The organism is Salinithrix halophila, from assembly GCF_042650125.1.
GTDB lineage: Bacteria > Bacillota > Bacilli > Thermoactinomycetales > DSM-45169 > Salinithrix > Salinithrix halophila.
This window is the reverse complement of record NZ_JBHSAP010000004.1, coordinates 123,087-137,164: the sequence shown is the minus strand read 5'-3', so window position 1 is coordinate 137,164 and position 14,078 is coordinate 123,087. Positions and strand designations below refer to the sequence as shown.

Annotated in this window: 9 protein-coding genes and 2 tRNA genes; all 11 read left to right on the top strand. The window is 52.1% G+C overall.

Going from position 1 to position 14,078, the window contains the following annotated elements:
• Nucleotides 1-111: 111 nt before the first annotated feature.
• The 11 genes from ACFOUO_RS01720 to ACFOUO_RS01670 all read left to right on the top strand — a co-directional run bounded on the left by ACFOUO_RS01720 (nt 112) and on the right by ACFOUO_RS01670 (nt 14,072).
• Nucleotides 112-1,350, top strand: a complete 1,239-nt coding sequence (locus ACFOUO_RS01720; protein ID WP_380701521.1) for an exo-beta-N-acetylmuramidase NamZ family protein — start codon at nt 112-114, stop codon at nt 1,348-1,350.
• 77 nt (nt 1,351-1,427) lie between these two features.
• A tRNA-Met gene (locus ACFOUO_RS01715) sits at nt 1,428-1,502 on the top strand.
• Between the two features lie 73 nt (nt 1,503-1,575).
• Nucleotides 1,576-1,652: transfer RNA gene (locus ACFOUO_RS01710), tRNA-Met, on the top strand.
• Between the two features lie 163 nt (nt 1,653-1,815).
• Nucleotides 1,816-2,304 (top strand): DUF402 domain-containing protein, encoded by a 489-nt coding sequence (locus ACFOUO_RS01705; RefSeq protein ID WP_380701519.1) that lies wholly within the window; start codon nt 1,816-1,818, stop codon nt 2,302-2,304.
• 355 nt (nt 2,305-2,659) lie between these two features.
• Nucleotides 2,660-5,125, top strand: a complete 2,466-nt coding sequence (spoIIE, locus tag ACFOUO_RS01700) for a stage II sporulation protein E (RefSeq protein WP_380701517.1) — start codon at nt 2,660-2,662, stop codon at nt 5,123-5,125.
• 170 nt (nt 5,126-5,295) lie between these two features.
• Nucleotides 5,296-6,708: a tRNA lysidine(34) synthetase TilS gene (gene tilS / locus ACFOUO_RS01695; protein ID WP_380701515.1), complete on the top strand. Its 1,413-nt coding sequence runs from the start codon at nt 5,296-5,298 to the stop codon at nt 6,706-6,708.
• 45 nt (nt 6,709-6,753) lie between these two features.
• Nucleotides 6,754-7,293, top strand: coding sequence for a hypoxanthine phosphoribosyltransferase (hpt, locus tag ACFOUO_RS01690; RefSeq protein ID WP_380701513.1), 540 nt, complete (start codon nt 6,754-6,756; stop codon nt 7,291-7,293).
• A 67-nt stretch (nt 7,294-7,360) separates the two neighbouring features.
• Nucleotides 7,361-9,310 carry an ATP-dependent zinc metalloprotease FtsH gene (ftsH, locus tag ACFOUO_RS01685; protein ID WP_380701511.1) on the top strand — a complete coding sequence of 650 codons (1,950 nt, stop codon included), beginning with the start codon at nt 7,361-7,363 and terminating at the stop codon, nt 9,308-9,310.
• A gap of 414 nt (nt 9,311-9,724) precedes the next feature.
• Nucleotides 9,725-11,056, top strand: coding sequence for a CAP domain-containing protein (locus ACFOUO_RS01680; protein WP_380701509.1), 1,332 nt, complete (start codon nt 9,725-9,727; stop codon nt 11,054-11,056).
• A 188-nt stretch (nt 11,057-11,244) separates the two neighbouring features.
• Nucleotides 11,245-12,834, top strand: coding sequence for a spore germination protein (locus ACFOUO_RS01675; protein WP_380701507.1), 1,590 nt, complete (start codon nt 11,245-11,247; stop codon nt 12,832-12,834).
• Nucleotides 12,835-12,875: 41 nt separating this feature from the next.
• A complete protein-coding gene (locus tag ACFOUO_RS01670; protein WP_380701505.1) occupies nt 12,876-14,072 on the top strand; it encodes a Ger(x)C family spore germination protein in 1,197 nt (398 codons plus the stop codon).
• Nucleotides 14,073-14,078 lie beyond the last annotated feature (6 nt).

Below are 14,078 nucleotides of genomic sequence, written 5' to 3'. Positions count from 1 at the left end.
AAAGAAAAAATTAGGGGAATCCTAAAGGGGAAAAGGCTATGGACACAGGGAATCCAGCATAGAATCGAAGAGGGCTTTCCTATTTAAGGCGGGCACGGGGAGGGAATGGGGATGAAAAAGCGGGCGTGGATAACGGGATTGGTCATGGTAGTGTCCTTCAGTCTGCTAGGTTCTGACGAGGTGAACGGCAAACGGGAGGGAAAGGTGAAAACGGGCCTGGAGGTGCTTTTGGAATATCCTCTACTGTTGAAGGGGAAAAAGGTGGGGTTTATCACCAACCCGACCGGGATGACGCGGGACTACCGACATGCCCTGGATGCGATGTTGGATGAAGGGATCGACGTGGTGAAAGTGTACGGACCGGAACACGGTGTTCGGGGAAGTGAACAGGCCGGGGATGAGCCCGGTTCCTATGAGGACCCTCGTACGGGACTACCCTTCATCAATCTCTATGGAAAGAAGCCGGGTGAGATGGTTCCCCTCTTCGACGGGGTGGATGTACTTGTCTTCGACATTCAAGATGTGGGGACGCGCTATTACACTTATATTTACACGATGGCTTATGCAATGGAGGCGGCCGCACAGCGGGACATCCCCTTTATGGTACTGGACCGCCCCAACCCGATCGGCGGCACCAAGGTAGAAGGCTCTGTACTAAAGCCGGAGTACCGCTCCTTTGTAGGACTCTACCCGATTCCGCAGCGACACGGGATGACCGTCGGGGAATTGGCCAAGATGTTCAACGGCGAATTCCTCGAGCACCAAGTGGATTTGGACATCGTCAAAGTGAAAAAGTGGAAGCGGAAGCAGCTGTACTCTGACACGAAACTTCCCTGGGTGCTTCCATCCCCGAATATGCCCACCTTGGATACGGCCCTAGTTTATCCCGGTACCGGCATGATTGAAGGGACGAACCTCTCCGAAGGCCGGGGAACGACCCGCCCTTTTGAGTTATTAGGGGCTCCTTACATCAAAGGCTGGGAATTGGCCGAAGCCCTGAATGATGCTGGGCTTCCGGGAGTCTCTTTCCGGGAGGCCTACTTCACCCCGACTTTTTCCAAATATCAAGGGAAAACCGTGGGCGGAGTCCAGCTTCACGTGGAGGATCCGAAGCGGTTTGACCCAATCCTGACCGGCCTAACGGTGATTCAGGAGACAAAAAGGCTCTATCCCAAAGATTTTGCCTGGCGCAAAGACGGAGATTCCTATTGGATCGACAAACTGACCGGGTCCGACCGGGTCCGGTCCCGGATTGACGCAGGGGTTCCCGCCAAGAAGATCCTAGCCGGTTTCCAGAAAGAACTAAAGGAATTCAAAAGGGAGCGGGAGAAATACCTCCTCTATCCGTAGCATGTTGCCAGCCATCGGAATTGAAAAATACCCTTGACACAGTCGCAGATCCTTTATATAATAATATTCGTGACTGACGCGGGGTGGAGCAGGGGCAGCTCGTCGGGCTCATAACCCGAAGGTCGCAGGTTCAAATCCTGCCCCCGCAACCAAATTAAAAAGGAAAGGGGAAGGGTTTCAGGCCCCGGGGGAAACCCTAAGCCTGACACCTCCCCTTTTGAATGTGGCGGCGTAGCTCAACTGGTTAGAGCGTACGGTTCATACCCGTGAGGTTGGGGGTTCGAGACCCTCCGCCGCTACCAAAGGGAAGGCGAGGTTCATCCCCAAATGATGGGAAACATTCGCCTTTTTTTATTTTATCCCGCACCGCCGGGCGGCCTCCCGGTTGGAGAGGCCGGGTGTGGGGAATCCTATATCCGGGTATTTGGTTCGGCCCTGATTACAAGCGGGTGTGGGAGTGGTATTGTGGATGTCACCATAAAAAAGATTAAATTTACGACGATCAACAAGACCTACACCGAGAAGGTGAGGGATTGGCGGGGGCGACACTGTTTTGCCACCCAGTATCCCAACCCCGACGGCAAGCGGATTTTCCTCACTTGGTATTTCGTCAAGAAGGGATATACCATCTCCAAAGTATTCCATCGGTCAGGGGAATTCCTATATTACTATTGCGACGTGATGGAGATGCGGCAGGTGGGCCGCCTCCGCTATGTGATGGTGGACTTACTTCTAGACATGATCATTTATCCCGATGGCCGTTATCATCTGATTGATGTGGACGAGTTCGCCGCCGCCATTGAAAAGGGCCAGCTGAAAAAACGGCAACAAGTCTACACCCTGCAGACCCTGGACAAGATGATCCGGCTCCACACCAACCGCACGTTTATCCCGGGCTATATTCATGAGGCGACGATGTTTCCGCTGACGGATTCCCCCCGCAAACAGAGCTAGTTCCATGATGGAAGAAAAAGAAACCGCCGCTTGCGGCGGTTTCTTTGCGTCTTTTGTCAAACGCTATTTCCGAAAAGGAGCTGTTTTTCAAAAGTTTTGTCGGAGAGGGGGAGGTTTCGGGCTTCCTCGACACAGACGGACACAAATAACAGGGTTTAAGGAGGTGGCGATATAGGAATATACGTTCCTCTTTTTTGTCCGTTAATTTTTTCTTACCTAATGACGCAAACTGGAAAGTTTTCTGCTGGTAAATTGTCGGAAAGTTTTTTTCGCCTGCTCCGCAATTGTGACAAACTTTCCTCTTGTCCCTCGTTATAATTAGCCCCACACGATGGACAAAGGGGTGGATGTGAAAATGGAAACGCGAATTTCCCGGTGGGGATCGATCCTGACCCGGCCTTTTGGAAAGCTTATTTTGGATTCTTCCCGGTCAAAACGTGTGGCGAATAGAGTAGTCTCCTGGAACCTTCCAGTCCTGATCATGGGTTTTTTGTTAGGACGGGCAATGATCCTGGACACGATTTCCCCTTTTGCGGTCGCCTACATGGGGGTGGTGATGCATTTATCCAGGCGTCAATGGCCGCTGGCGATGGTCGCTCTCGTCCTCGGAGCCTCTACGCTGGGAGCTGCCCAGGCGGCCTGGATCTGTGGGGTACTGCTCTGGTTGTTGGTGGTGCAAAAGGTTTTTTTCTGGCTAAAAAGGGGACAACTCAATTTCGCCCCTTTCGTGGTACTGGTTACCAGTACCGGGGCCCACCTTCTCAAGCTGTACCTTGGGGGATGGTCTTCCTACGGGGGGATGATGGCAGGGGTGGATATTCTCCTCTCCTTCATCTTGACCTTCATTTTCGTCCAATCCCTCCCCCTTTTTACCGTCCGGCGAAAGAAGTTTTCCCTGCGGCATGAGGAGATCATCTGCTTGGTGATCCTGGCCGGCTCAGTGGTGACGGGGACTCTAGGCTGGACGGTGGCAGGGATGTCGGTGGTGAATGTGGTTTCCCGGTATCTGATCATGTTATTGGCCTTGGCGGGCGGGGGTATGCTCGGCGCCTCAGTGGGGGTGGTGACCGGGATGATCCTCAGCCTGTCGGACAGCGGGGCCTACGCGCAGATCAGCCTGCTTGCTTTTGCAGGGCTTTTGGCTGGGTTGTTTCGGGAAGGAAAGCGGTGGGGGGTAGCGATTGGGTTTATGCTGGGGACGTCCATCCTGGCACTCTATGGGGCAGGTACGGCGGAAGTCTGGACATCTCTCCGGGAATCGGTGTTTGGGATGCTTCTCTTCCTGCTGACTCCCAAAACTTTGTTAGAGACGATGGGACGGTTTATCCCCGGGACGATGGAAAATGAGACGGCGCAACAAGAGTACGTACGCAGGTTGAGGGATGTGACAGCAGCCAAAGTGGACCAGTTCAACGAGTTATTCAGCGAGCTGGCCCGCAGTTTTCGTGAAGATGCCAACCGGACGGCAAGACGGGACGAAAACCACATGAATCGGTTTATCGATGAGGTGGCTGAGCGCTCCTGCAAGTCCTGCCATCTATACCGGCAGTGCTGGGAGAAAAATTTTGTATCCACCTATAATGGGATGACCGATTTAATGGCTTTCGTTGAAATGAACGGAGCGGACAAGCCTTTAAAAGTGCCCCGATCCTGGTCGGATCAGTGTATCAAAGGGGAGAAAGTGTTGGACTTGGTTCGGGAGGAATATGTTTCCTATGAACAAACCATGGTCTGGCAAGAAAGGCTGAAGGAGACCCGTCGTCTGGTATCAGACCAGCTGGACGGTGCGGCGAATGTGATGTCCGAATTGGCTGAGGAGATCCGTAACGAAACCCAGGTGATGGCTGCCCAGGAAGAACAGATTCACCAATCCTTAGAGGACCTGGGCCTTTCTATTCAACGGGTGGAAGTGATCAATCTGGAGGAGGGGAAAGTAGAAATCGAAGTGACCATGCCCCACAAGGACGGGTTGGATGAATGCCGAAAACTGGTGGCACCGCTTTTGACGGAGATCGTGGGGGAACCGATCGCCGTTCAACGGAAGGTGGTTCAGGGGCGTGCGTCGGGAGCGGTGGTTACCCTGGGTTCGGCCCAGCGTTTTGAGATTTGGACCGGCACGGCTGGAGCTGCCAAGGGCGGGCAGTGGCTCTCGGGGGACAGCTACTGTTACATGAATGTGGGTACTGGGAAATACGCCGTCGCGCTCAGCGATGGAATGGGAAACGGAACCCGGGCCCAGGAGGAATCGAGTGCAGCCCTTTCGCTCCTGAAACGGCTTTTACAGGCAGGAATGGATGAGGAAAAAGCGGTAGAGACGATTAATTCCATTCTCAGCCTCCGTTCGACGGATGAGATGTTTGCCACCATTGATTTGGCGATGGTCGATCTCAATTCTGCTCAATCCCGGTTTCTAAAAATCGGGTCAACTCCCGGGTTCGTCAAGAGGGGAAAAGAGGTGATGACGGTCTCCGCAGGCAACCCGCCGCTCGGCATTCTACGGGAGATCGAAGTAGAGTCGGTGGATATGCAACTGATGCCGGGGGATTTGTTGATTATGGTTACGGACGGCATCTATGATGCTCCCCGTTTCAGTTCGAACAAGGAGGAGCACATGAAACGACTGATTGCCGGGATCGATACCAAAGATCCTCAGGGTTTTGCTGACTGTTTGTTGGAAAAAGTGGTGCGTCATCACGGGGGAGAGATCGACGACGACATGACTGTCATAGCAGCACGAGTGGAACGGCACGTGCCGGAATGGGCCACCATCCGATTGCCGGGCATGTCCAGACTGACCAGGAAGCATGTGGCGGGATTGTGACGGTTATGGCCGAGGTGTGCACGGAAATTGAATCCGAGGACAAAAAAAGCTACAATGGGCATAAGAATGATGGTGGATCGTTTATGCTTTGAAGACGGTTCAGCAGGGTATATTACCCGGGGATGGGGCCCCGGGTTTTATGCTTGATGCGGGAGTGGAGGAGGCCAGTCATGCTGCTCGACGAAATGCGCCGATGGATCGATGAGTATGATCTCTTGCCCGAAAAAAGTCGGGTATTGGTAGGCGTGTCCGGGGGGCCAGATTCCCTTGCTCTACTCCACGCGCTTAGGGGGCTGGCTCCGGAGTTTAGATGGACGCTCTTCGTCGTTCATGTTGATCATGGATTACGTGGGGAGGAAAGCCGCCGGGATGCGGCTTTCGTCTGCGAAACTGCCGACAAGTGGGGGCTCCCCTGTGATGTAGAGCGGGTAGATGTGAGTACCGCCCTCCATGAAAGCGGGGGAAACAAGCAGGATGTCGCCCGCCGCCTCCGCTATCAGGCTTTTGCCCGGGTTGCAGCCCGCCGGGATGCCAATCGGCTGGCTCTCGCTCACCAAGCAGACGATCAGGTTGAGACGGTGCTGATGCGTATTCTCCGTGGCACTTCCCCGGCTGGTTTGGCTGGGATCCCTGTCTCCCGTTCTTGGAACGGCATCCAATTGGTTCGTCCCCTTTTGGGGGTATCACGGGCTGAGGTGGAAGCTTACTGTAGGGAACGGGGGCTGGTTCCCCGGCTCGATGAGAGCAATCGAGAGGTGCGATTTACACGCAATCGTATTCGGTTGGAACTCCTTCCTCTGTTGGAGGAGTATAATCCTCGCTTCAGGGAGTCTATCCTCCAGTTGAACCGGCTGGCGGCTGAAGAGGCATCTGTATGGGAAAGGATGGAAGAGGAGGCTCTCCAGAAGGTGGCTACCCGTGAAAAGGAGGGCCCATTCGTCCTAAATGTCCGGCGTTTTTCCGACTTGGATGTCGCTTTACAAAGAAGGGTGATTAAACTAATATTAAATTGTCTTGTGGAAAAAGAAGCAAATGAAGTGACTTTATCCGCCGTCGAAGGGGTCCGGCATTTGGCTGCTGGACCCGACCCTTCAGCTTTTCTCCATCTTCCTGGGGGACTGAGGGCCGAGAGGGAATATGACCGGATTCGCGTTTTTCGCACTTCCCCGGAGACGACTTCATCCGTTTCCATTCCCTCGGTCCCCACCCGGCTCGATATCCCGGGGGAAACGGTTTTTCCTGTCGGCCGGATCCGTACCTTTATCCGCTCCAACTTGATTTCTTCCCAACACCTTTCCGGACATATCGCTGTGTTTGACCTGGACAGGCTGAATCAGACGCTGACGGTTCGCTTCCGTCGACCGGGTGACCGTATGCACCCTAAAGGGCTGGGCGGAACGAAAAAGGTCAAGGATATTCTCATCGATGCCAAAGTTCCCCGTCGATTGCGGGATACCCTCCCTTTGATCCTACATAGCGAGGAAATCCTGTGGATTCCGGGGGTGGCACGGTCCGAGAAAGCTCTGGTCAGTAAGGAGACGCGCCGGTTTTTATATATGGCGTGGGAAGAATCCGGAAGCTGAGGCCGACGGCTGTGCGGTATACATAATTCGTTCAGGAGGTTCCCCATGCACGACGACATCCAAGAGATCCTGCTTTCCGAAGAGGTCATCCAAAATAAGGTGAGAGAGCTTGGTAAACAACTCTCCCAAGAGTATGAAGGCAAGAACCCCTTGTGCATCTGTGTGCTGAAGGGGGCCGCTCCCTTCATGGCTGATCTGGTACGCCGGATGGAAATCCCCCTAGAGATGGATTTTATGGCCGTCTCCAGCTATGGGGCCTATACGCAATCTTCTGGGGTCGTCCGGATCGTGAAGGACCTGGACACTCCGGTGGAAGGACGTCATGTCCTCGTGGTCGAGGACATCATCGACAGCGGACTCACCCTCAGTTATCTGTTGGAATTGCTCCGGGGTCGGAATACGGCTTCGGCTAAAGTGGTTACCCTGTTGGATAAGCCGACTCGCCGCACGACGGGCCTAAAACCGGATTACAGCGGATTCGAAGTCCCCGACGCCTTTGTGGTCGGTTATGGACTCGATTATGCAGAAAAGTATCGCAACCTCCCCTACATCGGGGTCCTCAAAGAAGAGATCTACAGCGTTTAGCGCCAGTTGTGACCCATTACCGGCTGTGGTAAAATGATGAAAGTGGTATTTTGAGAGGAGGTCAAGGATGAAAAGCATCTTCCGGAATTCCGGATTATATATTATTCTCATCCTTGTCACCGTCGGGATTGTAAATGTTTTATACAACCAAGGGACGGAGACGGAACAGTTAACCTATACCGAATACCAGCAGAAGCTGGCGGACGGACAATTTGCGGAAGTAACCGCTCGTCCGGAGGGAAACACATACCACATCGAAGGGAAATACAAGGGACAGCCGGGCAAGACCTTTGTGACTAACGGTCCCTACGCCGAGGGAAGCACAGTGGTTCCAGAGTTGCAAAAGGCTTTTAAAGAACACGGAACCAAGGTGAAATACGACAAGGCCAAAGGCGATTCGCTCTGGCTTACCTTTTTTACGTCCATAGTACCGTTTATCATCATCCTGCTCCTCTTCTTCTTCTTGCTCAATCAGGCCCAGGGCGGCGGCAACCGGGTCATGAATTTCGGCAAATCCAAAGCCAAGATGTACAATGAGGAGAAGAAAAAAGTCACCTTTGGCGATGTGGCTGGTGCGGATGAAGAAAAAGCGGAACTGGTTGAGGTCGTTGATTTCCTAAAAGATCCCCGTAAATTTTCCGCCGTCGGGGCTCGCATTCCGAAGGGGGTTCTGCTTGTAGGGCCTCCGGGTACCGGTAAGACTCTGATCGCACGGGCTGTAGCCGGAGAAGCGGGTGTGCCTTTCTTCAGCATCAGCGGTTCCGACTTCGTCGAGATGTTTGTCGGGGTGGGTGCCTCCCGGGTACGGGACCTTTTTGAACAGGCGAAGAAAAACGCTCCCTGTATTATCTTCATCGATGAGATCGATGCTGTTGGTCGCCAACGGGGCGCCGGACTGGGCGGCGGCCACGACGAACGGGAGCAAACCCTGAACCAGTTGCTCGTCGAGATGGACGGTTTCGGAGCCAACGAGGGAATTATCATGATCGCGGCTACCAACCGCCCGGATATTCTCGATCCTGCTTTGTTGAGGCCGGGGCGTTTCGACCGGCAGATCACCGTTAACCGGCCTGATGTGAAGGGGCGGGAAGCGGTCTTGAAGGTGCACGCCCGCAACAAGCCTCTCGATGAAGACGTCAGGCTCAAAACGATCGCCCAACGAACCACCGGTTTCACTGGTGCTGATTTGGAAAACCTCCTGAATGAGGCCGCTCTCCTCGCTGCTCGGCGACAGAAGAAGAAGGTTTCCATGTCTGAGATTGAAGAGGCGATCGACAGAGTGATCGCTGGTCCGGAGAAAAAGAGCCGTGTCATCAGCGAGAAGGAGAAAAAGACGATCATCTACCATGAGGGTGGTCATGCCGTTGTCGGGTATTTCCTGGAGCATGCCGACACGGTGCACAAGATCACCGTCGTTCCCCGCGGTCAGGCCGGTGGCTATGTGGTCATGCTTCCGAAGGAAGACCGTTTCCTGATGACCAAAAACGAGCTCCTTGATCGGGTGACTGGCCTGTTAGGCGGTCGTGCCGCCGAGGAAGTGGTTTTCGGTGAAATCAGCACCGGCGCTCATAACGACTTCGAGAAGGCGACCAGCATTGTTCGTCGGATGATCACGGAATTTGGGATGAGCGAACGCCTTGCTCCGATGCAGTTCGGACGTAGTCAGGGGCAAGTATTCCTGGGACGGGATCTCGGACATGAGCAGAACTACTCTGATGCCGTCGCTTATGAGATCGATCAGGAAATGCAAGAGATGATGAACCGGTGTTACAAGAAAGCTAAAGAAATCCTGAATAAAAAGCGGGATAAGCTCGAATTGATCGCCCAGACTCTTTACAAAAAAGAGACCCTGGACGCCGAGGAAATCCGGCAGCTGATGGATAAAGGCAAGCTGGATAAACCCCTCGACGATGATCCCGACGTTTCCGTCAACATCCAGGGCAAAGAAGAAGTCTCCGAACCGGATGGGGACGGCGAGAAACCAGACGAAAAGAAAGACGATGACAATCGCGTATAACAGAACGGAAAAAAGGATGCCCTTTCACGGGGCGTCCTTTTTATATGGCCGGATTCGTCTGCTGCTGATTGATTTCGGCACCCATAGCCAGAGAGGCTAAGTTGGTATGGCTGAAACTCTTTGTCCTGGGATACACAAGGATTCTTGGCTGAGGGAATTTATAAAAGAGTATTTAAATATTGAAACACTTCAAATCATCCATTCGTTTACCTCATTGAACCATATAAATTTAGTCCAAAAAAGGAGGAATCCCATCGAAAAAGAAATAATTGCTTTTTATGATTTTTGCCGGATAATTATTGGCAATATTTCGATGATTCAAATGCAATTGGGGACTGGAGTCTTTTGTCCCCGAAGCCAACGCGCCCACATTGTGTTTGGGATCGTTGTCAAGAATAGGGAGGGATTTCGAGGATGAGTAAAAAGCTTTTGTCTCTAATCGTGGCATTGACTCTTTTGTTGAGCAGTTCAACAACTGTATATGCAGCAAACGGTTCCGACACCTCCGATGATTCGTCCTTCTTTCATCAGATCATCAATTTTTTTGAGAATGAAAAACAAGATCAGAAACCCCTTGCTAAGTCGGTCACTCCAAATGGTGATATGATCGTCGATCCCGTACCCAAGGGGGCAAAAACAGGAGAACGCACTGTGGGGGATGCTCCTATCGAAAGGGATACGTCGTTGAAGGTGTTCGATAAAAAGGGGAAAATCATTGACAAAGAACGATTTTCCCGCTCGAAAGCCGTAAAAGCTAAGAGCCCTAGGGCTAAAGTGGTTACAGCAGTCATCGCGGCAGATGAAGAATATCGGGCTGCATTTCCCCATTGGAAAGAGAACACGATGAATATTGTGGAAAAACAGGACAAGGCCTTTAATCGGGACCATAATATTGATATCCAGGTCAAAGGCTATATGGAATGGCAATCGGAAGGGAACAACTCCGGTACCCTGTTGGAGGATTTAACGAAAGACTCTGGAGCCCATCAACGGACGTATGATTTTGTAATCGGTTTCACGAAAGATCCGCGCTTTGACGTTGGCGGAATTGCCTGGGGCGGGCCTGTCAACGAGACGGGAATCAGTGTTACCGTCGATATGAATGCTGAGACGATCCACCGTGTTGTTCAACACGAACTCAGCCACAACTTCGGGTTGGCACACGATTACCACGGACCTGGCGGGCCGAAGTGTATCATGAATTATTACTACACCCATCGGGTCGATCAGTGGGATGCTAGCCATAAAGCCCAGATTTCACAAAACAAAAGATGGTATGGAACCCCTGCCAACACGGGTGGAAATACAAAACCACAAAAACCGGAAAAGCCGTCCACGAAAAAGCCAACGAAAAAATCCCTGTCGGCTTATGAGAAGCAGGTGGTCCGTTTAGTCAATCTGGAGCGGAAAAAACGGGGTTTGAAGCCGCTAAAGGTCCAACTGAAATTATCCAAAGTGGCACGCCTTAAGTCGCAAGATATGAGGAACAACCATTATTTTTCTCATCACTCTCCCACATATGGATCTCCGTTTGACATGATGAGACGATATCGTATTACGTTCAGAGCAGCTGGGGAAAATATTGCAGCGGGCCAGTCTACTCCGAAAGCCGTGATGAATGCGTGGATGAAAAGTGATGGACATCGCCGCAACATTTTAAACGCCAATTTTACGCATATCGGTGTGGGATATGCCAAAGGCGGTTCTTATGGCCGTTATTGGACGCAACAATTTATTTCCCGATAAACTGGTGCCAACCGGGCGGAAAAGTTCTTCCGCCCGGTTTTTTTCATCAAATGGGTTACCCTAATGACAGAGCAGGCCCTTTAGACAAACCGTAGCGGAAGATAAGCGATTCCAGCATTCAGTTATAATTCGGTGGGTTTAAGTAAATACAGGTAATGTAGGATAAAGCCCAAAAGGAATGAAGTCTTGTGAGATCCCGCCGTCGAACCCGTAAACGAGAAGAAAAAAAGGATCAGATAAAAAAGGATACAAAAGCCATTGGGTCCGGTGATGGATTGGATGACAGCCTGGAAGCCAATCTGGAGGAGCTAAAACGGCGCATGCATGCTTCCCCGGACTTAATCGTTCGTCGGTTTGAGTTGGGTTCCGACCATCGGGTAGAGATCGCGGTGGCCTATATCGAAAACCTCGTGGCGGATGAGAAAGTCAACAAATTTGTGATGGATGCGCTATTAAGGAATTCGGAAGCCCACCGAACGATCACCTTGGATACCGCTTTCGATTGGATCAAGGAAAATGCCTTGGCGAGCGGAGAGGCGAAAGTATCCACCGGGTGGGATTCGTTGCTGATGGGACTGCTGTCGGGGAACACGGTCGTCTTTGTTGAAGGATGGAACGAAACGGTTCTCGCCCATACCGCACACCTGGTAAACCGGTCGGTCGAAGAAGCGGGGACGGAAGTGGCGATCCGGGGACCTCGGGACAGCTTTATCGAAGCGATCCAAACGAATATCAGCCTGATCCGCCGCCGGATCAAAAGTCCGGATTTACGATTGGAAACGCTGCGCCTGGGTAAAGTCAGCCGTACGGAAGTGGCGATTATGTATATCCAGGGAATCGCCAACACGAAAATGGTGGCGGAAGTCCGGAAACGGATAAAACGAATCGAGATTGACGGCATGTTGGAAGGCGGTATGATCGAGGAATTTATCGAGGACAAAACCTTTACACTTTTCCCCACCATTTACTACTCAGAGCGTCCCGATACCATCTCGGCGAACCTGCTGGAAGGTAGGGTAGCGGTGATCGTGGATGGAACGCCCTTTGTGTTGATAGCTCCCACAACCTTTGCGCAGTTTTTCCATTCTGCGGATGATTATTATCAGCGCTTTGACATCGCCACCTTTTTGCGCTTTTTGCGGGTGGCCACCTATGGGATCGCAACGCTGGGACCTTCTATTTACATCGCCCTAACCACGTTTCACCATGAAATGGTTCCGATTGCGCTTTTGCTCAGTTTGGCCGCCCAGCGGGAGGGGGTGCCCTTTCCTGCTGTCGTGGAAGCGATGATTATGGAGATCATTTTTGAATTTCTACGGGAAGCGGGTGTCCGTATGCCTCGGATTGTCGGCGGGGCAGTCACCGTTGTGGGGGCGGTGGTATTGGGGCAGGCTGTGGTGGAAGCCGGGCTCGTTTCCCAGGCCATGGTGATCGTGGTTTCCTTAACCGCCGTTTCCAGCTTTGCCGTTCCTGCTACCCATATCCAACCATCGAGCCGCCTCTTACGGTTTTTGTTTATGATTTCAGCAGCAACCCTCGGTTTCTTCGGAATGATGGTGGTTATGATCGGGGTTCTGGCACATATGTGCAGTCTGCGATCCTTTGGTGTGCCCTATCTGAAACCCTTTGCCCCCTTTATTCTTTCCGATCATAAAGATACCCTTTTTCGTTTTCCGATATGGGCTCATCGGAAGCGCCCTTTGTGGACGAGTGAAAAGCCTGAACGGATCGAGAAAGGCCAATCCCCAACCCCGCCTTCATCCGATGGTGAGTCCTAGATTTGGGTGGATAAAAATGTGGAATCCGGAGGGATCGGTTGATGGGAATGAAGCGATTAAAGGGTCTGCTAGCTATCTTTCTCTGCATTTGTCTGTTAACCGGCTGCTGGAACAGACGGGAAATTGATGAATTAGCCATTGTCTTGGCTGCGGGGATCGATAAAACAGAGAAAGGGCAATACCGTTTTTCTCTGCAGTTCGTGAACCCAAGCGAAGTAGCGGGAGAGGCTACAGGAAGGAGTTCATCCGTTACGACCTATGCGGATAACGGCTACTCGCTGTTTGAAGCTCTTCGGGCCGCTTCCCAAATCAGTCCCCGCCGACTGTATGTCGGTTCAACCCAAGTCCTCGTGATCAGTGAGGAAGTGGCCAAAGAAGGGATCGAAGAGATATTCGATTTACTTCATCGCGATCCCGAGTTTCAAACTTCACTCAAAATTTTAGTCGCTCGAGGGATTTCTGCCGAAGACCTTCTTAGTACCGCAACCTCATTGGAGAAAGTGCCTGCCTCCAAACTCACTCGTACCCTTCAGATTACCGAAAAGGTGTGGGCGGAAAGCATTGCAAATACGACTCACGATATTGTCGGTGACTTGGTCAGTGAAGGGAAGGATCCTGTCATCAGCGGCGTTCGGGTAACGGGAGATCCTGGGAAGGGACGGAAAGAACCCGAAAACACCAAGGAGATCATCCCTCCGGCAAAGATCAAGTTTGCAGGCCTCGCCCTCTTCCGGAAGGACCGGTTTAAAGGATGGGCGGATTATAAACAGGCACGGGGGATCTTGTGGGGGCGGGATAAAATACGGAATCCACCCGTATCTATCGGATGTAAGAAGGAAAAGTATAAAATCTCGATCGAGACGGTCCGTTCTAAGACGAGAATCCACACCGAGCTTGTTCATGGAAAGCCCAAGGTGCGCATGGTCATTCGTCCCGTTGCCCGGGTGACAGAACTGATATGTCTTATCGACCTCGATAACCCCGAGAACATTCATCAATTGGAGAAGAGATATGCCAAGGTCATTCGGAACGAAGTGAAAGCAGCGCTTCGCTTTACACAAAAAAAGAAGCTCGATGTATTCGGGTTTGGAGATGCTTTCAGCCGCTCGAATAATGAATGGTGGAAAACCGTAAAGGATAAATGGCCATCCTACTATTCCCGCTTGGACGTTCAAGTAGACATCGTGCCTTCCATTCGCCGGACGGGCCTTCGTGGGAAGCCCTTCCAAGCAAAATAACGAAGA

Bases quoted from the DNA above. Each gene is read 5' to 3' on its own strand.
- ACFOUO_RS01720 (WP_380701521.1), top strand. From the start codon at position 112: ATGAAAAAGCGGGCGTGGATAACGGGATTGGTCATGGTAGTGTCCTTC.
- ftsH (WP_380701511.1), top strand. From the start codon at position 7,361: ATGAAAAGCATCTTCCGGAATTCCGGATTATATATTATTCTCATCCTT.
- tilS (WP_380701515.1), top strand. From the start codon at position 5,296: ATGCTGCTCGACGAAATGCGCCGATGGATCGATGAGTATGATCTCTTG.
- ACFOUO_RS01670 (WP_380701505.1), top strand. From the start codon at position 12,876: ATGGGAATGAAGCGATTAAAGGGTCTGCTAGCTATCTTTCTCTGCATT.
- ACFOUO_RS01680 (WP_380701509.1), top strand. From the start codon at position 9,725: ATGAGTAAAAAGCTTTTGTCTCTAATCGTGGCATTGACTCTTTTGTTG.
- hpt (WP_380701513.1), top strand. From the start codon at position 6,754: ATGCACGACGACATCCAAGAGATCCTGCTTTCCGAAGAGGTCATCCAA.
- spoIIE (WP_380701517.1), top strand. From the start codon at position 2,660: ATGGAAACGCGAATTTCCCGGTGGGGATCGATCCTGACCCGGCCTTTT.